The sequence below is a fragment of the Acinetobacter calcoaceticus genome, assembly GCF_900520355.1.
Taxonomy (GTDB): Bacteria; Pseudomonadota; Gammaproteobacteria; order Pseudomonadales; family Moraxellaceae; genus Acinetobacter; species Acinetobacter calcoaceticus_C.
Genome location: NZ_LS999521.1, coordinates 2879048 through 2906026 on the forward strand (window position 1 = coordinate 2879048; position 26979 = coordinate 2906026).

The following is a 26979-nucleotide window of genomic DNA, read 5'->3' on the forward strand; positions in this document are numbered from 1 at the left end:
CTCTGTATTCTTAAATTAAATTATGACAATTATATGACAAAGCGGCGCCTGATGAAGTCAATTTTTCATATTTTGACCTCATTTGATGCACCTTTCCTCAATGCAATTTATTTTTTTATTAAAATACAATAATTTAAATCAAGTTATATCTTCCTTATTTATGATTATTTTTAAAGCAAAAATATCTAAAAAATTACCTGTATGATTATTTTTTAAACAGCTTAATTGTCATAAAATGGAATATTGAAGATGAAATATTTCAATATCATGATCATTTTATGAATATTTGATGAAAAAACACCCTATTTTTATCCGGACACACTTTTTTTAACGAGTAATTTACGGTGAATGGTGGGTCGTCATAGATCATCATTTGTGCTGCTATTCTGTTACAATAGCGCCGCATTTTTAAATTCGTATATATAAAGGTCAGGGTTTTCTATGTCTACGCTTGCCACCCTAAAAGCGCTTCTTGCTAAACGTATTTTGATTATTGATGGCGCAATGGGAACGATGATTCAGCGCCATAAATTAGAAGAAGCTGACTATCGTGGTGAGCGTTTTGCCGATTGGGCACATGACTTAAAAGGTAACAATGACCTGCTTGTTTTGACACAACCTCAAATTATTCAAGGCATTCATGAAGCTTACCTTGATGCTGGGGCAGACATTATTGAAACCAACAGCTTTAACGGCACACGTGTTTCTATGTCGGACTACCACATGGAAGATCTGGTTCCCGAAATTAACCGTGAAGCAGCACGTTTAGCAAAAGCAGCTTGTGAAAAATATTCAACGCCAGACAAACCTCGTTTTGTAGCAGGCGTACTTGGTCCCACATCTCGTACCTGTTCAATTTCACCGAATGTAAATGATCCGGCATTTCGTAATATTAGTTTTGATGCGCTAAAAGAAAATTATATTGAAGCGACTCATGCACTGATTGAAGGTGGTGCAGATATTCTTCTGATCGAAACTGTTTTTGATACTTTAAACTGTAAAGCTGCCATATTTGCGGTTAAAGAAGTGTTTAAGCAAATTGGTCGTGAATTACCGCTCATGATTTCAGGGACCATTACCGATGCATCTGGTCGTACCTTAACGGGTCAAACTGCCGAAGCTTTCTGGAACTCTGTACGTCATGGTGACTTACTCTCTATTGGTTTTAACTGCGCCCTTGGTGCAGATGCCATGCGTCCTCACGTAAAAACTATTTCTGATGTAGCAGATACCTTTGTTTCAGCGCATCCAAATGCTGGCTTACCAAATGCGTTTGGTGAATATGACGAGACTCCTGAACAGACAGCTGCCTTCTTAAAAGAGTTTGCAGAAAGTGGTCTCATTAACATTACGGGTGGATGCTGTGGTACGACTCCAGACCATATTCGTGCCATTTATAATGCAGTCAAAGACATTGCACCTCGCCAAATTCCAGAAACTGTGCCTGCTTGTCGTTTAAGTGGTTTAGAACCTTTTAATATTTATGACGACTCACTTTTTGTAAACGTGGGTGAACGTACGAACGTTACAGGTTCAAAAAAATTCTTACGTTTAATTCGCGAAGAAAACTTTGCCGAAGCTTTAGAAGTTGCACAACAACAAGTGGAAGCTGGTGCCCAAATTATTGACATTAACATGGATGAAGGGATGCTCGATTCGCAAAATGCGATGGTGCATTTCTTAAACCTTGTAGCATCTGAACCTGACATTTCACGTGTGCCGATCATGATTGACTCATCGAAATGGGAAATCATTGAAGCAGGTCTAAAATGTGTACAAGGTAAACCCGTTGTTAACTCGATTTCCTTAAAAGAAGGTTATGACGAGTTTGTCGAAAAGGCTCGCCTCTGCCGTCAATATGGTGCTGCAGTTATTGTTATGGCCTTTGATGAAGCGGGTCAGGCAGATACCGCTGCACGTAAGCGTGAAATCTGTAAACGCTCATATGACATTTTGGTCAACGAAGTCGGTTACCCTGCTGAAGATATTATTTTTGACCCGAACGTGTTTGCGGTTGCAACAGGGATTGAAGAACACAACAACTACGCTGTGGACTTTATTGAAGCAACCGGCTGGATTAAGCAGAACTTGCCACATGCCATGATTTCAGGTGGTGTATCAAACGTATCATTCTCGTTCCGTGGAAATGAGCCTGTTCGTGAAGCGATTCACTCTGTGTTTTTGTACCATGCCATTAAACAAGGTATGACCATGGGGATTGTAAATGCCGGTCAAATGGCAATTTATGATGATATTCCTAAAGAACTCAAAGCTGCGGTTGAAGATGTTGTTTTAAACCAGAACCAAGGTGAGACTGGTCAGGCAGCTACAGAGAAATTACTCGAAGTCGCTGAAAAATATCGTGGCCAAGGCGGTGCACAACGTGAAGCTGAAAACCTTGAATGGCGGAATGAGCCAGTTGAGAAACGCCTTGAATATGCGTTAGTGAAAGGTATTACTACCTACATCGACCAAGATACTGAAGAAGCACGTTTAAAAGCCAAGCGTCCATTAGATGTGATTGAGGGCGCTTTGATGGACGGTATGAACGTGGTCGGTGACTTGTTCGGTTCAGGCAAAATGTTCTTACCACAGGTTGTGAAATCTGCACGTGTCATGAAGCAAGCTGTGGCTTGGCTCAACCCGTACATTGAAGCTGAAAAAACAGGCAGCCAGTCTAAAGGTAAAGTCCTGATGGCAACTGTTAAGGGCGACGTACACGATATTGGTAAAAATATTGTGGGTGTTGTACTCGGCTGTAATGGTTACGACATTGTTGACCTTGGGGTGATGGTACCTTGTGAGAAAATCTTACAAACCGCGATTGATGAGAAATGTGACATTATCGGTTTGTCGGGATTGATTACCCCATCTTTAGATGAAATGGTTTTTGTTGCTAAAGAAATGCAACGTAAAGGTTTTAATATTCCTTTATTGATTGGTGGTGCTACGACATCGAAAGCACACACGGCAGTAAAAATTGATCCTCAGTACCATAACGATGCGGTGATTTATGTTGCAGATGCTTCACGTGCAGTGGGTGTTGCAACTACCCTGCTTTCAAAAGAAATGCGTGGAAAATTCATTGAAGAGCACCGTGCTGAATATGTCAAAATTCGTGAGCGCTTAGCTAACAAACAACCAAAAGCAGCAAAACTGACTTATGCAGAGTCTGTTAAAAATGGCTTTAAAATTGATGAAAGTTACGTTCCAGCAAAACCAAACCTTTTGGGAACTCAAGTTTTAACAAACTACCCACTTGAAACATTGGTTGAATATTTTGACTGGACGCCATTCTTCATTTCTTGGAGCTTGGCAGGTAAATACCCTAAAATTTTAGAAGATGAAGTGGTTGGCGAAGCTGCAACAGATTTGTACAACCAAGCACAAGCAATGTTGAAAGATATTATCGACAACAACCTTTTTGATGCCCGTGCTGTATTTGGTATGTTCCCTGCCCAGCGCACTGACGCTGACACAGTGAGCGTATTTGATGAAGCTGGTCAAAATGTTACGCACACATTTGAACATTTACGTCAACAATCAGACAAAGTAACAGGTAAACCGAACTTGTCTTTGGCAGATTACATCCGTACTGACCGTGAGCAACAGGACTACTTGGGCGGATTCACTGTATCGATTTTTGGTGCAGAAGAATTAGCAAACGAGTACAAAGCCAAAAGTGATGATTACTCTGCAATTTTAGTTCAGTCGTTGGCTGACCGTTTTGCAGAAGCTTTTGCAGAACATTTGCATGAACGCATTCGTAAAGAGTTCTGGGGCTATAAAGCTGATGAAACACTGAGTAATGAAGAACTGATTAAAGAGAAATATGTCGGTATTCGCCCTGCACCAGGTTACCCTGCTTGTCCAGAGCACTCTGAGAAAGCGGTGTTGTTTGACTGGCTAGGTTCTACCGATAAAATCGGTACTAAACTCACTGAGCATTTTGCAATGATGCCGCCATCTTCGGTGAGCGGTTTCTATTATTCACACCCTCAAAGTGAATATTTTAACGTGGGTAAAATCTCTCAAGACCAACTTGAAGATTATGCAAAACGTAAAGGCTGGACACTTGATGAGGCGAAGCGTTGGTTAGGGCCGAATTTGGATGATTCGATTGTTTAAGCTTAAGTAATTATAAAAAGTCCCCTCGATTGAGGGGATTTTTTATTTTTGTTCAAATACCCCTGTAATATGAGTCATACCATTAAGTGTATTTGCTCCTGCTTTTACATTATGAAAATAAAAAGTTTGTCTATCACTATCTGAAGTTATGCCCGAACAAGGGATTTCTCGATTTCCGCACATGAACTCTTGTTCACCAATTATTGTTTTAACGCTTAAATGTCCTGCCAGCTCTTGAATGATAGATATATCAATCAATTCATTACTATTTTCAAAACCTAGATTATAAATTTTTCGATCATTTTTAACTGTAGCTATATAACGATTATGAATAGGCAACATTACTATTTTTTGATCCCCAAATTGTAAGTCACTATAAGTTTTAGGCATGTTCACATTTACACTAACATTTAGTCTCCTATTATTAATGTGATCAATCAATTCTATATTTTCTAGATTAAAATCTATATTTTTTTGATCTTCCTTCCAAAACTGATCGCTCAATTTCTCTATATTTTTAAAATCCCAACCTTTATATACCAAATTAATTAATGCATTACCTTTCACCTTGTTTTCATAAAAGATTATACTTAAATATGAAATATCTTCATTTTTCTTCAAAGTAAATTTTTTGGTAGTGTATATTAATTCATTATTATAATATTGCTTTGACTCCTCAAAATCTATAATTTTAAAAATACTTCCATCAATAGCAATATCATTAACTTTGATAGCTGAAAATCTATCTTTTTGAAACAATGGCCAATTTGAAGGAACCGTAAAATTTATATTCCCAGACACAACTACGGGAACTCTATTTCCTACCTCCTCTTCGTTTATAGAAGTTACTGAGAACTCATTTTTGGACTGATTCAAATCAAAACTCAATTTCAATTTATCCCCGAAATTTTCTATCTTATATGTCGTACCATCTGGACAAGTTAAGATTGGTAAACATATAAGTGCCTTATTTAAAGTATCCTTCCATACCAAATAATCTAAACTCGCTATATTTGAATAAGGTTTTAATGAAATAGAGCCCAAGAGCTTTTTTTCCTGTCCCGTTAAATTAATCAAGACAGCCTCAGTAGGTTCATTACCATAGGCAATTAGGTCATAGTTGGTTATGGCTGGGTTCAATTCAACCTTTTCATTAACACTAACGCCTTGTATAAGCAATGTATTATCTTTATTTGGTACTATACTTTGGTTATTTTCACCACATCCAGTCAACATTAAAAAACTTAATAGACTAAACTGTATTTTTTTCATTTTTTCAAATCCTATTTATAATTTTTATTCATCTTATAACACATAATTATTTAAACCAAACCTTCAAAATAGCCAACTTCCTATTAATTAATATCTACATTTCATTAGCATATGGAGATAAAAAATCCCCCAACCTTTTAAGATTAAGGGATTTTAAACAATCTATTTCAATACTATCTGTATCAAACACACATGAACTTTACTTCAAATGTGACTTAATCTTCTCTTTAACTGCTTCAGTTGAAATACCATATCGATCATGCAAAGTTGGTAATGCCCCTGCATCTAAAAATGCATCTGGCAAACCAATCATATCAAAACGAGGATGTTGTCCATTTCTTAAAAGTAATGACCCGACTGCTTCCCCTAAACCACCAATCACAGAATGATTTTCGGCAGTTAAAACAGGACGTTCGCCTTTTGCGACTTCATCCAAAATAGTTTGTTCATCTAAAGGCTTAATGGTAGGTACATGCAGCACTGAAACCTCAATGCCATCTTTTTCAAGCTCTTCGGCTGCCTCAAGCGCACGCATGGTCAACAAACCAGTCGAGATAATGAGTAAATCTTTACCCGGTTTAATCACCTGCGCCTTACCCAATTTAAACTGGTAATTGTATTTATCGAGCACTAATGGAACCTGACCACGCAATAGACGCATATATACGGGGCCATTATGAGCCGCAATCTGAGGAATCGCTTGTTCGATTTCCAAGGCATCACATGGGTCAATGACCATCAGATTCGGCACTGCACGGAAAATCGCAATATCGTCAGTCGCCTGATGACTTGGGCCATAACCGGTGGTTAAACCCGGAAGCGCAGCGACGATTTTGACATTGAGGTTATCCTCGGCAATTGCCATACAAATAAAGTCATAGGCACGGCGTGATGCAAACACAGCATAGGTAGTGGCAAAAGGAACAAATCCTTCACGAGCAAGTCCTGCTGCTGCGCTCATCAAAAGTTGTTCTGCCATGCCCATTTGGAAAAATTTGTCTGGGTTTTCTTTGGCAAAAATATGTAGGTCAGTATATTTTGATAGATCTGCTGATAACCCCACAATATCATCACGCTCTTTTGCCAAGGCATTGAGTGCATGACCAAATGGTGCGGGTTTAGTCGGTTGACCCTCAGCAGCAATGGAAGCAATCATTGCCGAAGTGGTTAGTTTTTTCTTAAGAGGATTGGCTAACTGGCTCATGGTGTGTTCCTTACTGTTCGTAGTGGGTCAAAATATTTAAAGCGTCATCCCATTCATGTTCATCAACACGAATGAAGTGTGTTTTTTCGCGGCTTTCCAAGAACGACACGCCTTTACCCATTTTGGTGTCACAAATAATGACTCGCGGGCATGCTCCTTCATAGTTTCGTGCTTGATCGAATGCCTCAAGTAAAGCTTCTATGTCATTGCCATCTACGCGTTGGGTGTACCAACCAAACGACTGCCAACGGTCTACAATGGGTTCAAAAGCCAAAATTTCGCTTGAATGCCCATCTGCCTGTTGGTTATTTACATCAATAATGGCTATTAGGTTATCTAGCTTCCAATGAGAGGCAGACATCACCGCTTCCCATGTTGAGCCTTCATTTAGCTCTCCATCGGACAGTAAGTTATAGACAAAAGCATCCGACTTTTTCTGTTTCAGCCCTAAACACGCACCGACTGCAATTCCAAGACCGTGACCTAATGAACCACCTGTAATTTCCATGCCCGGTGTGTAAGAAGCCATGCCCGACATCGGTAAACGGCTGTCATCTGCTCCATAGGTTTCAAGTTCTTCAAGCGGAATAATGTTTGCTTCAATTAAGGCTGCATAAAGTGCAATTGCATAGTGCCCAATAGACAAATAAAAACGGTCACGGCCTTCCCACTCTGGGTTTTCTGGCTGATATTTCATGGCATGAAAATAAGATACGGCCAGTAGATCTGCGGCACCTAGAGCCTGTCCAACATAGCCTTGACCTTGTACTTGCCCCATACGTAAAGCATGTTGGCGAATGTGGTAGGCACGTTGTTGCAACTCGGCAAGTTGGCCTGATTTATCAATATTTAACATTGTCATTTACTATTCCTTATTAACGATTGACCAGTTTTGCCGGAACGCGCAGAACCAAGCTGGCACCGAAAATTAATACTGCTGTGATTAAGAACATGCCAATTGCATTTGAACCTGTATTTGTGGTGACCCAACCGATTAAATAAGGTGAACAGAATCCGGCAAGGTTGGCGAAGCTATTGACGGCTGCAATACCTGCCGCTGCCGAAACACCACCCAAAAAGTTGGTTGGTAACATCCAGAATAAAGAAGATGCAGTGAGCACACCTGAGGCTGCAATGCAAAGGCAAATTAAAGAAAGTGTCAGATTTGAAGCGAGCAAAGTCGCAAGGGTGAGTGCGATTGCACCCGCACACATTGGGATAATTAAGTGCCAACGGCGTTCTTGGAAATGGTCGCCACTACGCCCTGCCAAAAGCATAACTACAATGGCGCACATATAAGGAAGACTCGTAAGTAGCCCAATATGCCAGTTATCACTGATGCCTGAGTTACGAATGAGAGTGGGTAGCCAAAAGGTAATGGCGTATTGGCCCATCACGACACAAAAGTAAATGCCTGCAAGTAACCATAAACGTTTATCCGCGACAAACTCTTTAACGCTCCCATGACCTTCTTTGTGTTGGTTATCTTGAGCAAGCTCTTGCTTCACCAAGTTTTTCTCATCTTGAGTTAGCCAGTTAGCGTCTTGAACGGAATCTTTTAAAACAGCAAGTACGAGCAAACCAACAAGCACAGTAGGAATGGCTTCAATGAGGAACATCCACTGCCAGCCAAACCAGCCATGCACACCGCTCATTCGGTCCATGATTAAGCCTGAAAGTGGTCCACCAATCATTCCTGAAATTGGAATTGCGATAAACCAAAGTACGGTCATGCGTGCCCGACGATAAGACGGGAACCAGTAAGTGAGGTAAAGTAACAAGCCCGGAGCCAAACCGGCTTCAGCAACACCGAGTAAGAAGCGTAAGGTGTAAAATTGCCATTCGGTTTGAACAAAGGCAAAACAACCTGACAAAATGCCCCATGTAATCATGATGCGGGCAATCCAGCGTCTTGCACCTACTTTATGAAGTACGATGTTACTTGGCACTTCACAGAGAAAATAACCAATAAAGAAAATCCCTGCACCCAATCCATATACAGCTTCACTAAACTGTAAATCGCTCATCATCTGGAGCTTGGCAAAACCAACATTGACTCGATCTAAATAGGCACAAAAATAACAAAGCATTAAAAATGGCATGAGCCGAAATGCAATTTTTCGATACGCCGATTTACGAACTGCCGTATCTACTTCAGATGAAAACACTGTATCCATCATGCGAATCCCTTTACATTTGGCCACAGTATCCTCTTGTGACCATCATTCTATTTTTAGTTTTGAAATGGCAAGCTTTAATGAATCAGCATGCCACCATTTACATCGAGTGTTACACCCGTTAAGTACGCTGACAGATCACTTGCCAAAAACAGTGCTGCATTTGCAACATCTTGTGCTTTACCTAAACGGCCAAGTGGAATACCTGCAAGAATGTCATGACGACGGTCATCATTCATTAAACCACCCGTAATATCAGTCTGGATTAGACCCGGAGTAAGAGAATTTACACGAATCTGATCGCCACCAAACTCACGAGCCATCGCTTTTGCCAAACCTAAAACCCCAGCTTTTGCAGCGCTATAATGCGGCCCGCCAAAAATACCACCACCGCGTTGTGCTGAAACAGAAGATAGACACACAATGCTTCCGCCACCATTTGCTTTCATGGATGGAATAACAGCTTGCGACATAATGAGTGTTCCGCGCAGGCTGACATCTAAAACACGGTCATAATCATTGCGTTGAATATCAAGTGTTTTTACAGGTTGGGTAATGCCTGCATTATTAATTAAAATGTCGATTTTTCCATAGTGTTGTATAGCTTGTTCAACAGCTGCTTTGACCTGCTCTTCATTTGCAACGTTTGCAGCAAGACCTAAATGCCCTTCTCCAAGTGCCTTTGCAGCGTTTTGGCTTTGAGCAAGATTTAAATCAACAATAATGACTTTGGCACCTTGTTGTGCAAAGATTTCTGCGGTTGCTCGCCCAATTCCACGTTCTGATGCTGCACCGGTAATTAATGCCACTTTTCCTTGTAGTAACATGTTGAATCCTCTTTTACACTTTATTTCCTGAGTTCGGACTTAGATTCTCTTTTTTCAGAGGTTCCAGCAATCATCTCGAATTCAACAAGGCATGAAAAAAATTCATGCCTGTGCTATTTTTAAATAAGTTTTAGGGATAAAAACGGATTATTTCATGGATAGTAGTGAAAACAATTTCAACCAGATGCCGTCAATTAAAACATTACAGGCTTTTGAACAAACCGCCCGTTTCGGCAATGTTGCTAAGGCAGCGGAGCATTTGAATCTCACTCCTTCAGCAGTCAGTCACCAAATTGCCAAACTAGAAGAAATGATTGGGCAGAGTTTATTTATTCGTGGTGCCCGTGGTGTGACGCTTACCCCGTCAGGTGAACGCTATTTTCAGGATGTCACGACCATTTTGCATAACCTGATGTTAGCCACTGAAAAAGCCGCTGATAAAAGTCCTAAAGACAGTTTATATATTCATTCATCCCCAAGTTTTGGTTTGCTTTGGCTACTGCCACGCCTCGAATCATTTAAAGAAAAGTTCCCAATGATTCAGGTCAACCTATCGTGCTCTTATGAAAACTTGCACTTTACTCGTGACAAGATCGACATTGATATTCGCCATGGCCTACCTAACTGGACGGGTGTGGAAATCAGAACCATTCGTAATGAAAAGCTAGAAGTGCTTGCATCGCCTAAGTTGCTTGAGCGCAGCCCAGTGCATAAGCCCCAAGATTTATTAAAAAAAGAACTGATTTTATCGCGCTCAACCTTAGTCACTTGGCCCCAGTGGTTTGCGCATCAGGGCTTAAGCATTCCTGAGTTTCCCTACACTTTGAGTTTTGACCGCTCTTATATGTCACTTGAAGCGGCAACGCATGGACTAGGTTTTGTTTTAGAAAGTAATTTACTCACTCAAAATTATTTGGAGTCTGGAAAATTAGTTAGAGTTTTTGCAGATGAGTTATCAATTCCTATTTCTGCTCATCATCTGGTTTACCCGCGAACCCATCAGTTTATTCCTAAAATTGAGCTGTTTTTAAACTGGATTCATGATGAGTTGGCAGATTGAGAAAGCAATTTCTTAAATAATCTGAATTTGCTCAACTCTTAAGTGATGCATCATCTCTCGAACAAATACAAAGTAGGTAAAAATATAAAGCTGATTTGGGACTACTTGGCTTGTGTAGTAGCTCAAATGCTCAATAAATTCATTGAATCCATGCTCAAGCTCAATGCGACTGATTTGCTTTTTAGCACTAAAAAATAACTCACTGAGTTGTGTCATGGCTGTATCAGACGTAACAGCTACACCACTTATATTTAGGTCTCTGAGTGGCTGAGACTCTATAATTTCTTCAATAAAGTAAATCATCTTTTCAATAGTAAGCTCATCAATAACACCATGGCTGATGCTTTTTGACTCAACAAAACCCAAGCCCTGTTCAATTTGGATGTGTTGGTTGTTTAGGTCAAATGATAGGCCATTGAGACCAAGTGAAATTTTTAAAATTGAATCGGGATGAGCCATAAAAATGGCGTGCTGTTGAAGTTTGCTAAAAAAGTTACTTTATTTATAGCCTTAAATTGTGCTGGTTGTTCAATATTTAGCATTAACCACTCGATTATTATTAACACTATATATAATAAAAACCTCTTTAAAAAGATAAAAAATCAATCTTATATTCATCCAATCCTACTATTACAAAATAGAGTATAAACATGAAAAAATTAGTAATTTTAAGTTTCACGATCTGTAGCTTTGCGCAACTTACAAATGCAGCAACATTAAATGTAAAACCATATGGTACGACTCAAGATGGTCAAAAAGTTGATCTATACACCATGAGCAATAACAAAGGTATCTCTGTTTCTTTTATTAGTTTTGGTGGCGTAATTACACAGATTTTGACTCCCGATGCACAAGGTAAAAAAAACAATATCGTTTTGGGCTTTGATGATCTAAAAGGTTATGAAATAACTGATACTAAGGAAGGTATTCATTTTGGTGGATTAATTGGACGTTATGCCAACCGTATTGGCAATGCTAAATTTAGCTTAGATGGAAAAACGTATAATCTTGAAAAAAATAATGGACCGAATTCATTACATAGCGGGAATCCTGGTTTTGATAAACGTGTTTGGCAAGTTAAGCCCCTCGTGTCTAAAGGTGAAATCGTCAAAGCTTCTCTTAAGTTAACCAGTCCAAATGGTGATCAAGGTTTTCCCGGGAAATTAGATGTGGAAGTGATATATAGTCTTTCAGATCAAAATGAATTCCAGATTGAATATAAGGCCAAAACTGATCAACCTACAGTCGTCAATCTCACCAACCACAGTTATTTCAACTTGTCAGGTGCTGGGAACAACCCGTATGGCGTACTAGATCATGTTGTACAGCTCAATGCAGACCGTGTATTGGTAACCGATCAAAATTCTTTACCAACAGGTGAAATTGCTTCAGTTGCAGGTACACCTTTTGATTTTCGGACTCCTAAAGCAATTGTAAAAGATATTCGAGCAAATAATCAGCAATTGGCGTATGGATATGGCTATGACCAAACTTGGGTAATTAATCAAAAGTCTCAAGGGAAATTAAATCTTGCAGCTGTTGTGGTTGATCCAAAATCTAAACGGTCCATGCAAGTCTTCACCACTGAACCAAGCGTTCAGATGTATACGGCCAATCATTTATTAGGAAATGTTGCTGGCGCAAATGGCGTACTTTATCGACAAGCAGATGCGCTAGCATTAGAAACACAGCATTTTCCAGACAGTCCCAATCAACCGACTTTCCCATCTACACGTTTAAACCCAAATCAAACGTATAACAGTGTCACCGTATTTAAATTTGGTATTCAAAAATAGTCTTTTGAATTGAAACTATATTCATCTTAAAAAAGACTCTCAGCTTAATATGACTGAGAGTCTTTTCATTTATTTAACCTTTGTGTTTGGTAAAAATGCAGTTGCAAAACCAAGTAATGGCAACAATGAACATAAACCAAATACCCATTCAATGCCGTTAATATCAGCTAAATGCCCTAACCCTGCTGCGGCAATACCACTTACCCCAAACATCAGACCGAACATTAAACCTGCAATCATGCCCACACGGCCCGGAACAGCTTCTTGTGCGTAAACCACCATGGCTGCAAAAGCAGATGACAATATCAAACCTGCAATAATTGAGAAAACTGTTGTCCAAAATAAGTTTGCATACGGCATCATTAATGCAAACGGCGCCATACCTACAAATGAAACCCAAATAACCGCTTTACGGCCAATTTTGTCACCAATTGGACCACCCGCAAATGTTCCTAAAGCAACAGCAGCCAAGAAAGCAAATAAGTGCAATTGTGCCGTTTGAATGCTGATATGGAACTTTTGAATCAAGTAAAATGTAAAGTAATTACTAATGCTGGCAATGTAGGTGAATTTGGCGAACATCAACACACTAATGGTGCTCAAAGCAATAATGAGCTTACGACCATGCAATTTACTATGTGCTTGAGTCACCCGTGTTGCCACCTGACTTTTAGCATGACCAATCGTCCAACGGCTTACACCAAATAAAACCCAAATGGCTAAAAGTGCAAATATAACTAAGCCAGCAACTGCATGCTGCCCAAACGGAACTATCAGCAAAGCTGCTAATAATGGACCAATGGCAGTGCCTGTGTTTCCACCCACCTGAAAAGTTGATTGAGCCGTACCGAAACGCCCACCGGATGCCATACGCGCCACTCGTGAAGCTTCAGGGTGAAAAGTTGCAGACCCTACACCAATAAGCGCAGATGCACATAACAACACAGTAAAGCTTGGTGAAAATGCCAACAAGATAATGCCGCAGAATGTAACCATCATTCCCAGTGGCAGAAGATACGGTTTTGGATGTTTATCGGTATAAAGTCCAATCCAAGGCTGTAGCAGTGAACCTGTAATCTGGTACACAAACGAAATTAGGCCAACTTGAGCAAAACTCAGTGAAAAGTTTGCTTTAAGCATTGGATAGATGGCTGGTAAGACTGCCTGAATCAAATCATTCAGTAAATGTGCAACCGCCACGGCGCCTACAATTTTAATAATCATTCCTTGAGGCTGATCATTAGCAACGGTATTGGCAATACCATCTTTCAATTGTATTGAAGACGTCATACCTGAAAAACTCCAATATTTTTAAGTAAGGTGCTTATTGTAAATTGTCGCTTATAAAGTTATCTTCCAATAATCATCGTATAAGTGACAATTTTTAGGATAGATTATGTCCGATTCTCTTATTCAGTCTGATTTGTCTGAACTTGTGATTGGACTATCTTCCGAGCATGCCTACCGAGAAATCACGCCGACTCATACGCATGCACGTGCTCAGTTTTTATATGCGTCCACTGGAAATATTCAGGTTTTTACACCTAATAATGTCTGGATTGTGCCACCCATGTGTGCGTTATGGATTCCTGCCCATGTCGAGCATAGTGTGATTTCACTGAGTCACGTGAAGTTAAATACTGCTTTGGTTGAAATAAATGCAGCTGCTTTGATGGGACAACATTGCTTTATTATTCGGGTGAGCAACCTTTTGCATGAGCTTTTGATTCGTTTAAACGAAATTGAACGCGAAAACTCACCAAATATTACGACCTCTCAAGAGCTTTCTCGTTCTTTGCAAATTCTAATTTTTGAAGAAATTCATCGAGCCAATTTATTGCCTATCCAGATTCCATGGCCAAAAGACAAACGATTATTAAAAATTTGCCAAGCCTTATTACACGCGCCTAATCACTCAAAAGATTTAACAGATTGGGCGGATGATATTGGCACGAGTTCGAGAACTTTAATGCGCATGTTTCAAAAAGAAACCGGGTTGTCTTATCGAGCATGGGTACAGCAAATGCATATTGCACTTGCCTTGAGTAAAATCGCGAATGGTGAATCTATTGCTCAAATTTCCGAGTCACTGGGGTATAACAACCCCAGTGCTTTTAGTGCGATGTTTAAACGACATTTAGGAAAAACACCTCAGCAATTTAGAAGTGTTGCGATGTCGTTATAAGTCTTTTTTTTTGAGCGTATTTCATGCTTTTCGAGCAAATCGTCAAAATCATGATAGACGTGCAATTCTCGATCCTTATCGGTTCTCGCATGATCTAATCGTTGTTCAGGATCAACCAAAACGAGTGTATGACCATCATCAATCAGACGATCTACACCTTCTAAGAACATACGTTTACCCACCTCATGGATCAGTGAAATCTGGGTCAAATCAATTACGATTGTGCTGTGGTCAGTCGTCTCGTCTTGTAAAATACGCAATAACATTTCAGCTTCGGTAAATTTCAATACGCCTCGAAGCACATACACACTCAATGATGCATCTTTCCCTGTACGATAATGGCTCTGTACAATGGTTTGTGCAGAAGGTGTACCTTCCATAAGGTGTAATCCCATGTCACGAGATAGGCGCTCTAAAATATCGATACCACGTATACTATGACCATGCTCATCTAGTCGAGGAGAAAAAGCAGCAATACTGACCTGACCCGGCAGCACACCTAATATACCGCCTGCCACACCACTTTTAGCTGGAATTCCTACAGTCGACAACCAGTCACCCGCAGCATCATACATACCACAACTCATCATGACACTGAGTACTTGTCTCACTACAGATCGGTTCAACAGACGCTTTCCAGTTTTAGGATCAACCCCACCATTGGCAAGTACACTGCCCATACGTACAAGATCTTTAACCGTCACCAAAATCGCACATTGGCGAATATAACCATTCACAATATCGACAGGATCAGTTTCTAAAATTCCAACTGTCCGCAACATATAGCCGATTGAAAGATTACGATAGGCTGTTTTGACTTCCGAATCGTAAACAGACTCATCAAAACTTAATTCACGTCCTGCAAGCTCGCTCATAAAACGGCGTAGAATTTCTGCACTATGTAGACCATGTTTGACCTGAATCAATGAATGTACAGTAATTGCGCCAGAGTTGATCATCGGGTTTTTCGGACGACCATCTTTACCCAATGAAATTTCATTGAAGGCTTCCCCAGAAGGTTCTACCCCGACTTTATCAAGTACCGCATCAATGCCAAGCTGTTGCATAACATAGGCATAGACAAAAGGCTTAGAAATCGACTGAATGGTGAATTCGGTATCATCATCGCCAATCGAATAAATTTCACCATCTACCGTAGACATGGCTAAAGCCAATCGGTCTGGATTTGCATTTGCCAACTCTGGAATATAGTCAGCTAGATGCCCGCTATTATCTACCTCACAGGCTTCTATCACATTTGCCAAATAATCTGGGAGAGGGGTTTTCATGGTGAGTAACCTTAAATGAGGAGATTTACACTTTCGAGCATTTTTTCAGCACAACCAGCTGATAATATTAAAATTATACTTTTTGAATGAATTAAAAATCACGATATAAGTATTGTAATTCCGATGCCTGATTTATTTCAAGCTCATTATACCTTTTTCAAAACTTTAAATAGAGGATTAGATTATTCTTTCTACAAATAACACTCCATTTAAATGATCGACTTCATGTTGAACAATACGAGCAGGAAAACCGTGAAAAATTGTCTCTACCACGTCACCTTCTAGTGTTAAGTATTTAACCTTGACCATTTCTGCACGTTCAACTTGTCCACGTTCATCTGGCACACTTAAACAGCCCTCTTCGCCCAAACAAGTTTCACTCGAAAACTCCAAAATCTCTGGATTTACCATCACCACCGCATCCATTTCAGGAGCATCTGGATAACGTGGATTTGGTCGAGATGCCACAATAATGACTCGTTTAGAGATGTAAACTTGCGGTGCAGCAATGCCAACACCGTTACGTTCAAGCATAGTGGCATGCATAGCGGCTGCAAGCTCATAAAGCCAATCACTGTTCAACTCAATTGGTGAGACAGGTGCAGCAATCAGTTTTAAAATGTTTTCACCTTGCTTGGCAACTGGTAAAATCACGCTCATCCCTTGGCCTCTAATCAAATTAGGTTTTACTTATTTTATTGTGTCGCTGAACGACTCAAAAGAAAAGCGATTCCTTCATCTGTTTTTGTTTCATCTAAAGCAATTTTTTGTTTTAAACAATTTTTATTCTTCATGGAACACAGTTTATCTAGGGATCGATCATACAAAATATCCTCCATTTACTTTTAATTCACTTTTCCATTAATATCCAAACTTCGATTACAACAATTAAGTAAAAAAATGGATCAAGAATTAATCTTGCAGGATGCGAACTATCTGAATAAAGAAGATAAAAGAACTCTCGCCCTTTCTTCTCTGGGCGGTGCTTTAGAGTTTTACGATTTTGTGATTTATGTGTTCTACGCCAAAATCATTTCCGACTTATTTTTCCCAAGCACACTCAGTCCGTTTTGGGCCATGCTCAATACTTACGGGATTTTTGCAGCAGGTTACTTTTTCAGACCGCTAGGTGGAGTTGTCATGGCTCACTTTGGTGATCTGGTCGGGCGTAAAAAACTATTCTCGCTTTCTATTTTGCTGATGGCTCTGCCTACCCTGTTTATCGGGATTTTGCCCACTTTTGAAAATATTGGTTATTTGGCACCGCTGCTTTTATTGCTGATGCGTGTTGTGCAAGGTATTGCGATTGGTGGTGAAATTCCGGCTGCATGGACATTTGTGTCTGAACACGTACCTGAAAGAAAAATTGGGCTGGCAAATGGTTTATTAACTGCCGGACTGTCTTTAGGAATTTTATTGGGTGCGCTCATGTCTTTATGGATCTCGCTTAATTTTAGTGAGGGGCAAATCCATGACTGGGCTTGGCGTATCCCTTTCATTGCAGGCGGTATTTTTGGCCTAGTCGCACTTTATTTACGAACCTATTTAAAAGAAACACCTGTGTTTAAAGCAATGCAGGCACGTAAAGAAATCTCCAAAGAAATGCCAGTGAAGCAAGTGTTAAAAACTCATAAAACAGCCGTTGTTATTGGCATGTTATTTACATGGTTTTTAACAGGTTGCGTGGTGGTGGTTATTTTAGCCATGCCAAATTTATTGATTGGTTCATTTGGTTTTGAGCGTGCGCAAACTTTTGAAATACAAAGCGCAGCCATTGTCATGCAAATGGTCGGCTGTATTTTGGCAGGTTATTTTGCTGACCGTTTTGGCTGTGGCAGAGTCATGATGGTAGGTGCTCTTGCTGTGGCACTTACAGCAGCAGTTTTTTATAACAGTTTAGGTCACGCCGCACATTCAACCATTTTTGGTTTATATATGTTGTTGGGTCTATGCTCAGGTACTGTCGGCATGGTGTCGAGCAGCATGGTCAAAATGTTCCCCGCGCCTGTTCGCTTCTCGGGCATTTCATTTTCTTATAATTTATCTTATGCAATTGTGGGTGGTATGACACTGCCTTTAGTTCATTGGCTCAGTCAATATAGTGATATTGGTGCGATGTATTATATTTTCGCGCTGACTATTTTAGCTTTTGTAACCGCTTTTGTATTTTGGAATAAGTTTGAGAAATCCAGATATTAAAAGTGTTCATTCATTAAATAAAAAACCACGTCAGCTGCGTGGTTTTTTATTGCCGTTCACTTTAGAAAGTAAATCCGATATTAAAGTTCAAACGGTACAGCCACTTATCACTATTTGGTGAGCTGGCAGAGGTATAACCCGTTGAGTTGGTTGCCCCACCAATAATATTTGAGTTTTTACCCCACGTATAATCTGCCCAAACCATAAATGGCGATGCAATAAACATCATGCCTGTAGTGTTCATTTGCGAATCTGACCAATCATCATGTTTTTTATCGAGATAGCTATAGTCATTATAAAACTTAATAGCTTTTAGCTTGCCCATATTGGTCACAGGCAAAGTATAGGCAAGATTTAAACTAGCAATCGTCCCTTCCGAAGCAATGAAATAGGCTGGTGTGAAACCGTTATTGCCCATTAAAGTCATGTCACTATTTACACCGTCCGGGTTTTTAGCATCGTATTGATAGTGAATGACTGAGCTTTGTAAATTAAAGCGTTTGTAGTTGTTGTCAGTATGCAAACCGACTGCATAATACTTGCCATCTTTATCGGTCATTTTATTATGTAACTGGGCAATTGCACCAGACACACCAACCTCTTGTTTACCAAAGTCAGTTTCTAACTTACGTACAATGCGAGTATTAAACTGATGGCGCTTTTCATTCTGGTAGGCTTTTTGAGATGGAAATGCGTTTTCTTCCAAGTCATCGTAAGTTGCACTTTCAGGCGAATAACGCAAATTGGTCTCTAGCATTTGCGGGTAATAACCGAGTTTTACATCCCAATCTTTGTCGTGATAATTCCAGTTAATCCCCGGTGCAATATTATTGCCATAGCCTAAAAAGAACGGAATATGATAAGTCCAGCCATTTTGTGGATATGGATAAATCGTAAAAGGTTTATAGACCAAGCCTGCTTCAATGCTGTTGTTGGCATCTAAGTTATAGCCGACATATGCTTTTTCAATAGACGTTTTTTGTTGATCTTGGAACAGATAGCTGGCATTGATATAAGCATCATCAAACTTGCCTTTTAGGTCGACCCTAAAAATATCAAAATAGAGTTTACCAAAACCACGGTTTGGCCCTTCCCAATCTTCATAACGCTGATTTAACCGAACCACCCCACCTAACTTTAACGAGTCGGTACCATCATCACTTTTCCATTCAAGTAATGAATCTTTTGCAAATGCACTTACACTCATCCCCATGGTTAGTGGTGCAATGAATGCCATGATCAATGAAGTCTTTTTCATCTCTACATCCTTGATTGAGTTCCAGCGTCCTGCTGGAACTTTATTTGTTTTACCTGTAAAACTTAGTTTTTATTGTTTTTTAGATAAAAAAATATATCTAAAAAAAGGATGGCTTAGCAGCTCCCATCGCATATGTACTAAACCATCCAAACTGGTTAATACAGTTTCTTTTGCGGTGGACCCGCAAAGTTTAATGGGCCAATCGAGTTCATATCGAGCTCAATCACGGTCGGTCCTTCGAATGCAACCGCCTCTTGAATAACAGTTTTAAATTCATCTGCACTACCGACTTTCCAGCTCTTAACACCCATAGATTCGCCAAGAAGTTTGTAGTCTGGTGTATGCAATTCATTGAAATACTGACGACCACCAAAGTAGTTATTTTGAATGCCACGCATTACGCCATAACCACCGTCATTCATAATCATTAAGACCATGTTGGTGTTTTCTTGCACCATGGTTGCAATTTCGCCAATGCCAAGCATTAAGCCACCATCTCCGACCAAACCAATCACTTTTTTATCAGGATTGGCAACCGAAGCACCGATTGCAGTTGCAAGACCTAAACCAATTGCACCAGCGAGTGAGTGAATATTTTGGTTCGGTGCTTGTACAGGGAATAAGCGGCTGCCCCATGTACTACCTGACATGGTGATGTCACGTACAAAAATGCCATCTTGAGGTAAAGCTGCACGCAAGTGATCACAAATTAAAGCGTATTGGTCGATTTGCTTACGCAACGCATCAATCGCAGCCTGTTTTGCAGCAACTACAGCCGCATCGTAATCGGCATCAACTTTTGAAGTACCTTGAAGCTGTTCCAACACACGTGTTAAGACATCTTTGGCATCGCCACAAATGAAGTTGCGAATTTTGTAATTACGTTGCTGAGCCACTGGGTTTGCATCTACCTGAATAATGTTTTCAGGGAATTCAACCGAATAAGTTTTGGTTTCATTACTACGTAAACGAGAACCTACCACAACCATTAAGTCAGCATCTTTTAATAACTGCTCAACCGCTGCCGAGTTATGGAATGCACCTAAACTACGTGGATGATCATCTGCCAATACGCCACGACCGTGTGTAGATGACACAACTGGAATACCTAAATCTGCAATTGCTTTGACTTCGGCAACGCTATTTAAAGTTCCACCGCCAATCCAGAAAATTGGGCGTTTTGCTTTTTTGATTTCACTCAAAAGAAGATCAATTTCAGCTTGATCCGCTTGTGGTAATTGCAATGCTTTGACTGGTCCAAGGTTAAGTGGCAAATCAATTTCTGCCGCTTGTACGTCAATTGGCAACTCAACACTTACCGGCCCCATTGGAACTGTTGTTGCTACACGGATGGCTTCACGAATTATACCAATTGCATTGTCAGGACTGGTAATGCGAAATGCTGCTTTGCTTGATGCACGTAAAAACGTAAGTTGATCTTTAGTTTCGTGGATGAAGCTTGCATCGCGGTCAAGATATTCGCGCTCAACCTGACCTGTTAAATGTAATACAGGACTAGCTGCATTCATTGCTTCAATGAGTGAACCCACTGCATTACCTGCCCCAGCACCAGTACTGGTCAGTGCTACACCCAAGCCTTTAAAGCGTGAATGAGCATCTGCCATAGTTACTGCACCCGCTTCACCACGCGCAGCAACAAAGCGCATTTTTTCACGGCGCCCTACTGCGTCAGCAATAGGTAAATTGTGGATGGAAATAACACCATAAATACTCTCAACTTGGTGCGCTTCTAAAACTCTTGCGATTGCTTCGCCTACATTTACACGTTCAGTCATGTCTGTTCCTCAAAATTTGTTTTCAGTCCTTGAATCTATTAGTCGCACCAAGGGTTAGGCTGTTCATTCAGCCCCATATAAATACTCTTTTGCTGCATGTACGATAAAATGCCCAAACGGCCTTTTTCGCGCCCAATACCACTGTCTTTAAAGCCACCAAACGGCGCACTAATCGAGAACTTTTTGTAGGTATTAATCCACACTGTTCCGACTTCTAACACACGTGCAATACGCCAAGCTTTACGGTAGCTTTCAGTCCAGATGCCTGCTGCAAGACCGAAACAACTGTCATTGGCTTGAGCAATCAAATCTTGTTCGTTGTCATATTTCATGACGACTAAAACAGGGCCAAAAATCTCTTCCTGACAGGTTTGGGCACTATTACTTAAACCCGTAATAATGGTGGGTAAGTAATAACTGCCTTTGGCATAGTCACCCGTTGTTAATGCTTCGCCACCCACCAAAACTTGACCACCTTCGCTTTTAGCAAGCTGCACATAGCGATCAACCGACTGCAAATGTTTGTCATTGACTAATGGCCCTAAATGCACACCAGCCTGTTCAGGATGGCCCACGCGTAAGCCTTTGGTAATTTCAACCAGACGCGTTAAAAACTGATCGTAAAGACTGCTATGAATAAACAAGCGAGAACCTGCGATGCACGCTTGGCCTGCCGAACTAAAAATACCGTAGGCTACGCCTTTAGCAGCAAGTTCTACATCGGCATCTGGCAAAACGATTGTTGGTGATTTTCCACCTAGCTCAAGTGATGTGGTAATAAGTTTTTCCGCTGCAATATGAGCCAAATGACGACCCGTGGTTGTTCCTCCAGTAAAAGAGATTTTACGAACCAGCGGGTGCTGAGCAATTGCATCACCAATGACAGAACCGCGCCCAACTAACACACTGAGTAAGCCTTTAGGTAAACCTGCTTCTTCAAAAATTTTGGCAAGTTCTAAAGCAATCAGTGAAGTTGCTTCTGCTGGTTTTAAAACCACTGCATTTCCTGCTGCCAAAGCTGGAGCAAGCTTTTGAACTTCACTTGCAATTGGAGAGTTCCAAGGCGTAATTGCTGCCACAACACCTACAGGTTCATGCACGCTCATGGTCATAAAGTCTGGAGCGCGTTGAGTGGTTAACTCATCATTCAGCGTTTCACATGCTGCTGCAACATAACGTGCAGTTGCCGCAGCACTCATCACCAAACCACGAGTTTCAGTTAAAGGCTTACCGTTATCGCGTGTTTGAAGTTTTGCCAATTCATCTACACGTGCTTCAATAATGTCTGCAACTTTGTAAAGAATACGTGCGCGCTCATGCGGTAAACTGTTTCTCCAGCTGGGTTGACGCCAAGCCTGATCAGCCTTTTCAATTGCTTCATTCACATCTTCAAGCGTTGCCGTTGAAATCTCTGCATTGACAGACTGATCTGCCGGAAACAGGCTTTGGATGACCGCACCGCGGCCCAAACGCCATTCACCTGCAATATAAATTTCCTTTGCCATGGTCAAATCCTTCTTAAATCTGTATTGCTTCGACACTGTTGCGACAAGCACGAATCACGCTAAGCGCAGCCAAAGTTGATGTTTTCGGGTTACTTGCTAACGGCACGCCAACCAGTTCAATGGTCATTTGCCCAAAGCCGCCTTCTGCCACAATGGTGTGTTTGTTTTTGTTGATGGTTGGATCAACTGTTAACTCGACCATGGTTTCATCCATTCCAAGCCCAGCAAGCGCAATCGTTGCAGCGACGTTGGCATTTGCTGGGAACTTCATCGCAGCTTCACGAGCAGTTCCGGTAAAAAAGACCGTAGGTTCAGAAACATGATCTAGATCGACCAATTGCTCTGCATAACTTCCTTTCCAGCTTTTTGGGCTTTTACAGCCTTTGTAAGTGACTTTTTGCAAACCACCTTCTTTGGCTGCTGAAATACCATCAATGCCAGCAATGGCACCTGCGAGTAAATGCAGATGGGCATTATTTTCTTCAGCTGTTTGTTTGAGCTGAATCAGAAAATCGCTATCAGCTAAAGTTCCAACCGAAATCAGGCCTATGGTCCAACCTTTCGCTAAAACCTTTTGAGCATGCTCTTTCACCGCGGCTTGACCTGCCACCTCAATGACATAGTCTGGCGCACCATCACATTGCTCAATATCTGAAATCACCTGAATCTCTGAAGACACTTGTGATTGAACTTTTTCAACACTACGAGACGGCACGACAATCCATTTCAGTTGCAAATCTTGAGGCAAATGAGCCTGCACTTCTGCAGCCATTGCGCCAAAACCAATCATCATCAACTTTTTCATGACAGCACCTGATATTTATAAATGTTTATTAAAACCACCTGAGACATCGAGTGCCGCACCTGTGGTGTACGATGCCAATGGCGATGCCAAGAAAACTAAAGCACGAGCAGGTTCTTCAGGGCGGCCTAAACGTTGCATTGGAATACCGCGGTTTTTAGCAATATTGCCTGTCCATTCTTCCCATGACTGATTTAAGTCTGAGCGAGTTTCATAACGTCGTTTCCACTGTGCAGATTCAACCATCCCAAGCAAAATCGAGTTCACACGAACACCATACTGAGTAAACTCATGAGCCAAAGAATGTGTCAGATTCAACAACGCAGCTCGTGCTGATGAAGTCGCAATCATGTGTGGCTCTGGTTGTAACGCCAGTAAAGAGTTCACATTGGTAATCGAAGCATTTGCCGACTGTTTTAAATCTTCAAGAAAAGCCCGAACCGGATGCAACACACTGAAATATTTCAGCTCAATTTCTTTCATCCAGTCTTCATCTTGCGTATTTTCAAAATTTGAAACACGGCCTTGTCCAGCATTGTTAATGAGCATATCAACATTGCCCAAATTGAGTTTTACGTCTTTGGCAAATTGTTGAACTTCTTCTTTTTTCAACACATTACATGCTTTGGTAAAAATATTGGCATGCGGATATTTTTCTAAAATATAGTGCTTAGAAGCATTTAAACGCTCTTCATCACGACCACACCAAGCTACTTTTGCACCCTCTACAACCAGTATTTCAACAGCAGCCAGCCCAATCCCAGAGGAGCCACCCGTAACAACTGCAACTTTTCCTTCAACTTGGAAGCTCATAATCCTTAATCTCTCTTACGATTGTTCCTGAATCGTCAACATAATTTGGTTAAATGCTTGCGGTTGGTCGACATAACTTAAATGTCCTGCATCTTGGATGATGTAGTGCTGTTCCAACTGCAATTCCTGAGCAAGCTCTTGTATACCTAACGCAGGAGTGATTTGATCTTGCTGCCCTGCAATTACTGTGCATGGGACTTTTAAATCTGTTAAATAATGACGTATTTCGTCATAGGCAAGTAAGTACGATGCATGTGTAAAACCCTTTAAGGTCAACTGCTGCATCACCTCTAAAACTAAAGCTAAGGCTTGTGGCTCTTGTTTATAAATCAAATGAGGCCCACGGCTTTCAGCCATCCCTTTAGCGCCTAACTCTTTCAACATTTTTGGTCTTTTTTCAAAAACCTGAATTTGTGTTTGTTCATCTTGACGTTGGTAGCCTTGAGCCAAATTGGCGATCACCAAATGCTCTACTCGCTCTGGGTAAAGTGCAGCAAATGCACTCGCCTGTAAGGCACCTAGTGAGTGGCCAACAACAATGGCTTTTTCAATTTTTAAAACTTCAAATAGCGCTGCCAAACGCTTTGCATAATCTTTGGCATTTGGTTGGTCAGTTAATAATTCATCTGATTTGCCATAGCCTGGTGCGTCCCAGGCAATGACATGAAAATGATGAGACAACACTTCAAGTTGGTTCACCCAAGAAGCAGAACCTGAACTAATGCCATGTAACAACACGAGGTATTCGCCCTGACCGGCTTCTCGATATGCTTGTTGCTGGCCTTGTACAGTCACCGTTTTAACCGGAAATTCTGCTAACTTTTCAATGAGTGTCATCATTTTCATTCCTTTCCCTTAACTCACATCATCAAGCGCTTAACGTTTGATTTGAGACAATGGATGCTCTGGTGGATAGTTTGGAATTGTTGGTTTACCTGTTCCTAACATTACGCACATCAAGGCATCGTCTTGACCTGGGTTAAATAGACCACGATAGATTCCCGGTGGAATTGAAATCAGGTCACGCTCTTTTAAACGGGTTTGAAATTTTTCGCCGTTGTGTTCAATAAATAGGTCAATCTCACCGCGGAGCATAAAGAAGACTTCTTCAACATCATGATGAATGTGCAAAGGACCTTCACACTGAGGCGGCAGTACCATTGTTGAAAAAGTAAAGTTCTCTGCTGGTACAGTGTTACTGTCATCTGCAACTCCTGTCGCCCCCGTACCCATATAACGCATTTGTGCACGGCGATATTTAGGGTCGTAATCGGCTTGGAACTTCAAAGCTTCAAAGTCATATTTACGAGTGTCAAAGCGAGCAATACGAGTGTTTAACCAATCTTCTAAAGAAGCACCTTCCGGTTGTGTCCACGATTCGAATTGTTGTGTAGTCATTTTTAAACTCCTATACAGTGAATTAATAACGTTTTAATAAAGGAACCAAGAACAATGACCCGATGACAGCGACAGCAGCCAAGAAGGTAATTCCCAGATTAAAACTATGTGTTTGCATCACGATGTAACCGATCAGTACAGGCGCAATTGCACTAGCAAAATTGCCTAGACCATTAAATATTCCACCTGCGGTCGCCCCTACATTTGAGGTCGTTACTTTTGCAAGCAGAGCAAATACAGCGGCCACTCCAAAACCCCAAGCCATCGCACTTAAAGACATCGCTGCAATAATCAATAATGGCTCGGTCATGATGACCATCACATACATGAAAATGCCTGCTAGTAATAAACCGCTAAAGACTTGAATTGCGCGGCGGCCCAACTTGTCAGATAAAAATGCGCCGATCACTTCGCCAATTAACATGGCAATGAATGGAAAGCTTGAATACATTCCAAACTCTTTGAGATTGAAGCCTTTGTCTTGCATTAAGTAAGAAGGAACCCAGCTATTTAAGCCCCATAAATAAGTCATCAATGCAATGTTAAAGAGACAAACCAGCCAGAATGCTCTATTGCTCAAAAGTACCTTGGTATTGGCAATATGGCCTTTGAAATTGGTACGTTTGCTCTCGCCTTCAATTTCGACGGTTTTCTTAAGTTGCAAATTACGCAAACCGAAAACAATGCTGAAAATAGCGATTAGCGTTAATCCAGCCATCACAAAAAAAGTGGTGTGCCAGTCGTGGTGTGCTAAAACATTTGCAGTGATTGGGAACCCAAGGAATGCACCAATTGGTGTTCCAAGTAAGAACATGGTTGAAGCACGTGCCTGCTGACGGTCTGTGTAAGTCTGTTTAACAATGGTATAAGCCAAGGCAAATAACGGACCCTCTGCTAAACCGAGAAGTACACGTAAAATCAACATGCCCGAATAACTGGTGGTGAACCCCATGCAAAACATGAGTAAACCCCATGAAGTTACACTCCAAAACAGCATTTTCTTTGGGTTAAAAATGTCACCCAAAAAGCTTAGAAAGACTGATGAAAAACCATAAGCAAGTAAGAAACTTGTCATGAGCCATCCCAGTTTGGCCTTATCTTCATCAATTCCCATTGCACTTTGAAAGTGAGGATCTGAAAATAAAACCGCAATACTAATCTTGTCGAAAAATGCCAGTACCACGCACACCATAAGGACAAAAGCAGGTACCCAATGCTTCAATCCACTTTTTTCTTCATTACTCATGTGTCATTCCTTCGATTTGGTAAT

22 protein-coding genes are annotated in these 26979 nt (G+C 40.8%); 5 read left to right on the top strand and 17 right to left on the bottom strand.

The genetic code is table 11. The features are described from left to right. The first annotated feature begins 441 nt into the window (after positions 1-441). A complete protein-coding gene (gene metH, locus AC2117_RS13830) occupies positions 442-4128 on the top strand; it encodes a methionine synthase (RefSeq protein WP_133974861.1) in 3687 nt (1228 codons plus the stop codon). Positions 4129-4170: 42 nt separating this feature from the next. Here metH and AC2117_RS13835 read toward each other — a convergent pair whose 3' ends face one another. From AC2117_RS13835 to AC2117_RS13855, 5 genes are all read right to left on the bottom strand, one after another. After that, positions 4171-5400, bottom strand: coding sequence for a hypothetical protein (locus tag AC2117_RS13835; RefSeq protein WP_133974863.1), 1230 nt, complete (start codon positions 5398-5400; stop codon positions 4171-4173). A gap of 199 nt (positions 5401-5599) precedes the next feature. Further along, the gene (locus AC2117_RS13840) at positions 5600-6604 is read right to left on the bottom strand and encodes a transketolase family protein (protein WP_133974865.1); all 1005 of its coding nucleotides are present in this window, start codon (positions 6602-6604) and stop codon (positions 5600-5602) included. 10 nt (positions 6605-6614) lie between these two features. Further along, the gene (locus tag AC2117_RS13845; RefSeq protein ID WP_133976376.1) at positions 6615-7460 is read right to left on the bottom strand and encodes a transketolase; all 846 of its coding nucleotides are present in this window, start codon (positions 7458-7460) and stop codon (positions 6615-6617) included. Positions 7461-7479: 19 nt separating this feature from the next. Beyond that, entirely contained in the window at positions 7480-8781 is a 1302-nt protein-coding gene (locus AC2117_RS13850) for an MFS transporter (RefSeq protein ID WP_197731020.1), read from the bottom strand. 77 nt (positions 8782-8858) lie between these two features. After that, positions 8859-9608, bottom strand: coding sequence for an SDR family NAD(P)-dependent oxidoreductase (locus tag AC2117_RS13855; protein WP_133974869.1), 750 nt, complete (start codon positions 9606-9608; stop codon positions 8859-8861). 184 nt (positions 9609-9792) lie between these two features. On the opposite strand from AC2117_RS13855, the gene AC2117_RS13860 reads away from it, so the two are divergent. Next, the gene (locus AC2117_RS13860) at positions 9793-10668 is read left to right on the top strand and encodes a LysR substrate-binding domain-containing protein (RefSeq protein ID WP_098714593.1); all 876 of its coding nucleotides are present in this window, start codon (positions 9793-9795) and stop codon (positions 10666-10668) included. A 12-nt stretch (positions 10669-10680) separates the two neighbouring features. Here AC2117_RS13860 and AC2117_RS13865 read toward each other — a convergent pair whose 3' ends face one another. Beyond that, positions 10681-11127, bottom strand: coding sequence for a hypothetical protein (locus AC2117_RS13865; protein WP_133974871.1), 447 nt, complete (start codon positions 11125-11127; stop codon positions 10681-10683). A gap of 191 nt (positions 11128-11318) precedes the next feature. Between AC2117_RS13865 and AC2117_RS13875 the strand changes: the two genes are divergently transcribed. Then, positions 11319-12464: an aldose epimerase family protein gene (locus AC2117_RS13875; RefSeq protein WP_133974875.1), complete on the top strand. Its 1146-nt coding sequence runs from the start codon at positions 11319-11321 to the stop codon at positions 12462-12464. Between the two features lie 69 nt (positions 12465-12533). Here AC2117_RS13875 and AC2117_RS13880 read toward each other — a convergent pair whose 3' ends face one another. Then, positions 12534-13754 (bottom strand): MFS transporter, encoded by a 1221-nt coding sequence (locus AC2117_RS13880; protein ID WP_133974876.1) that lies wholly within the window; start codon positions 13752-13754, stop codon positions 12534-12536. A gap of 106 nt (positions 13755-13860) precedes the next feature. Here AC2117_RS13880 and AC2117_RS13885 point away from each other — a divergent pair, with 106 nt between their 5' ends. Continuing rightward, positions 13861-14649 carry an AraC family transcriptional regulator gene (locus AC2117_RS13885; protein ID WP_133974878.1) on the top strand — a complete coding sequence of 263 codons (789 nt, stop codon included), beginning with the start codon at positions 13861-13863 and terminating at the stop codon, positions 14647-14649. Here the strand turns inward: AC2117_RS13885 and AC2117_RS13890 are convergent. Both AC2117_RS13890 and def read right to left on the bottom strand, forming a co-directional pair. After that, positions 14616-15938, bottom strand: coding sequence for a glutaminase (locus AC2117_RS13890; RefSeq protein WP_133974880.1), 1323 nt, complete (start codon positions 15936-15938; stop codon positions 14616-14618). The two genes, AC2117_RS13885 and AC2117_RS13890, sit on opposite strands and share 34 nt — an antisense overlap. A 177-nt stretch (positions 15939-16115) precedes the next feature. Next, positions 16116-16598, bottom strand: coding sequence for a peptide deformylase (gene def, locus AC2117_RS13895; protein ID WP_133974882.1), 483 nt, complete (start codon positions 16596-16598; stop codon positions 16116-16118). A 240-nt stretch (positions 16599-16838) separates the two neighbouring features. Here def and AC2117_RS13900 point away from each other — a divergent pair, with 240 nt between their 5' ends. Then, positions 16839-18137: an MFS transporter gene (locus AC2117_RS13900; protein ID WP_133974884.1), complete on the top strand. Its 1299-nt coding sequence runs from the start codon at positions 16839-16841 to the stop codon at positions 18135-18137. 61 nt (positions 18138-18198) lie between these two features. On the opposite strand, the gene AC2117_RS13905 is transcribed toward AC2117_RS13900, so the two are convergent. From AC2117_RS13905 to AC2117_RS13940, 8 genes are all read right to left on the bottom strand, one after another. Then, positions 18199-19395, bottom strand: coding sequence for a hypothetical protein (locus tag AC2117_RS13905; protein WP_227549204.1), 1197 nt, complete (start codon positions 19393-19395; stop codon positions 18199-18201). Between the two features lie 155 nt (positions 19396-19550). Next, positions 19551-21191 (bottom strand): thiamine pyrophosphate-binding protein, encoded by a 1641-nt coding sequence (locus tag AC2117_RS13910; protein WP_133974885.1) that lies wholly within the window; start codon positions 21189-21191, stop codon positions 19551-19553. A 38-nt stretch (positions 21192-21229) separates the two neighbouring features. Next, entirely contained in the window at positions 21230-22696 is a 1467-nt protein-coding gene (locus tag AC2117_RS13915) for an aldehyde dehydrogenase (protein WP_133974887.1), read from the bottom strand. A 13-nt stretch (positions 22697-22709) separates the two neighbouring features. After that, positions 22710-23501: an aspartate dehydrogenase gene (locus tag AC2117_RS13920; protein WP_133974889.1), complete on the bottom strand. Its 792-nt coding sequence runs from the start codon at positions 23499-23501 to the stop codon at positions 22710-22712. Positions 23502-23516: 15 nt separating this feature from the next. Then, complete coding sequence (locus tag AC2117_RS13925) at positions 23517-24311, bottom strand: SDR family oxidoreductase (protein WP_133974891.1); 795 nt, start codon at positions 24309-24311, stop codon at positions 23517-23519. A gap of 15 nt (positions 24312-24326) precedes the next feature. After that, positions 24327-25151, bottom strand: coding sequence for an alpha/beta fold hydrolase (locus AC2117_RS13930; protein WP_133974893.1), 825 nt, complete (start codon positions 25149-25151; stop codon positions 24327-24329). A 36-nt stretch (positions 25152-25187) separates the two neighbouring features. Continuing rightward, positions 25188-25709: a cupin domain-containing protein gene (locus AC2117_RS13935; protein WP_042898189.1), complete on the bottom strand. Its 522-nt coding sequence runs from the start codon at positions 25707-25709 to the stop codon at positions 25188-25190. Between the two features lie 22 nt (positions 25710-25731). After that, the gene (locus AC2117_RS13940; protein WP_042898188.1) at positions 25732-26955 is read right to left on the bottom strand and encodes an MFS transporter; all 1224 of its coding nucleotides are present in this window, start codon (positions 26953-26955) and stop codon (positions 25732-25734) included. Positions 26956-26979: the final 24 nt, after the last annotated feature.

Excerpts from the sequence above, each read along its gene's own strand:
- AC2117_RS13885 (WP_133974878.1), top strand. The coding sequence starts at position 13,861 with ATGTCCGATTCTCTTATTCAGTCTGATTTGTCTGAACTTGTGATTGGA.
- AC2117_RS13920 (WP_133974889.1), bottom strand. The coding sequence starts at position 23,501 with ATGAAAAAGTTGATGATGATTGGTTTTGGCGCAATGGCTGCAGAAGTG.
- AC2117_RS13910 (WP_133974885.1), bottom strand. The coding sequence starts at position 21,191 with ATGACTGAACGTGTAAATGTAGGCGAAGCAATCGCAAGAGTTTTAGAA.
- AC2117_RS13900 (WP_133974884.1), top strand. The coding sequence starts at position 16,839 with ATGGATCAAGAATTAATCTTGCAGGATGCGAACTATCTGAATAAAGAA.
- AC2117_RS13915 (WP_133974887.1), bottom strand. The coding sequence starts at position 22,696 with ATGGCAAAGGAAATTTATATTGCAGGTGAATGGCGTTTGGGCCGCGGT.
- AC2117_RS13930 (WP_133974893.1), bottom strand. The coding sequence starts at position 25,151 with ATGATGACACTCATTGAAAAGTTAGCAGAATTTCCGGTTAAAACGGTG.
- AC2117_RS13860 (WP_098714593.1), top strand. The coding sequence starts at position 9,793 with ATGCCGTCAATTAAAACATTACAGGCTTTTGAACAAACCGCCCGTTTC.
- AC2117_RS13935 (WP_042898189.1), bottom strand. The coding sequence starts at position 25,709 with ATGACTACACAACAATTCGAATCGTGGACACAACCGGAAGGTGCTTCT.
- AC2117_RS13850 (WP_197731020.1), bottom strand. The coding sequence starts at position 8,781 with ATGGATACAGTGTTTTCATCTGAAGTAGATACGGCAGTTCGTAAATCG.
- AC2117_RS13925 (WP_133974891.1), bottom strand. The coding sequence starts at position 24,311 with ATGAGCTTCCAAGTTGAAGGAAAAGTTGCAGTTGTTACGGGTGGCTCC.
- AC2117_RS13855 (WP_133974869.1), bottom strand. The coding sequence starts at position 9,608 with ATGTTACTACAAGGAAAAGTGGCATTAATTACCGGTGCAGCATCAGAA.
- def (WP_133974882.1), bottom strand. The coding sequence starts at position 16,598 with ATGAGCGTGATTTTACCAGTTGCCAAGCAAGGTGAAAACATTTTAAAA.
- AC2117_RS13865 (WP_133974871.1), bottom strand. The coding sequence starts at position 11,127 with ATGGCTCATCCCGATTCAATTTTAAAAATTTCACTTGGTCTCAATGGC.
- AC2117_RS13840 (WP_133974865.1), bottom strand. The coding sequence starts at position 6,604 with ATGAGCCAGTTAGCCAATCCTCTTAAGAAAAAACTAACCACTTCGGCA.
- AC2117_RS13880 (WP_133974876.1), bottom strand. The coding sequence starts at position 13,754 with ATGACGTCTTCAATACAATTGAAAGATGGTATTGCCAATACCGTTGCT.
- AC2117_RS13835 (WP_133974863.1), bottom strand. The coding sequence starts at position 5,400 with ATGAAAAAAATACAGTTTAGTCTATTAAGTTTTTTAATGTTGACTGGA.
- AC2117_RS13875 (WP_133974875.1), top strand. The coding sequence starts at position 11,319 with ATGAAAAAATTAGTAATTTTAAGTTTCACGATCTGTAGCTTTGCGCAA.
- AC2117_RS13845 (WP_133976376.1), bottom strand. The coding sequence starts at position 7,460 with ATGTTAAATATTGATAAATCAGGCCAACTTGCCGAGTTGCAACAACGT.
- AC2117_RS13905 (WP_227549204.1), bottom strand. The coding sequence starts at position 19,395 with ATGAAAAAGACTTCATTGATCATGGCATTCATTGCACCACTAACCATG.
- AC2117_RS13940 (WP_042898188.1), bottom strand. The coding sequence starts at position 26,955 with ATGAGTAATGAAGAAAAAAGTGGATTGAAGCATTGGGTACCTGCTTTT.
- metH (WP_133974861.1), top strand. The coding sequence starts at position 442 with ATGTCTACGCTTGCCACCCTAAAAGCGCTTCTTGCTAAACGTATTTTG.
- AC2117_RS13890 (WP_133974880.1), bottom strand. The coding sequence starts at position 15,938 with ATGAAAACCCCTCTCCCAGATTATTTGGCAAATGTGATAGAAGCCTGT.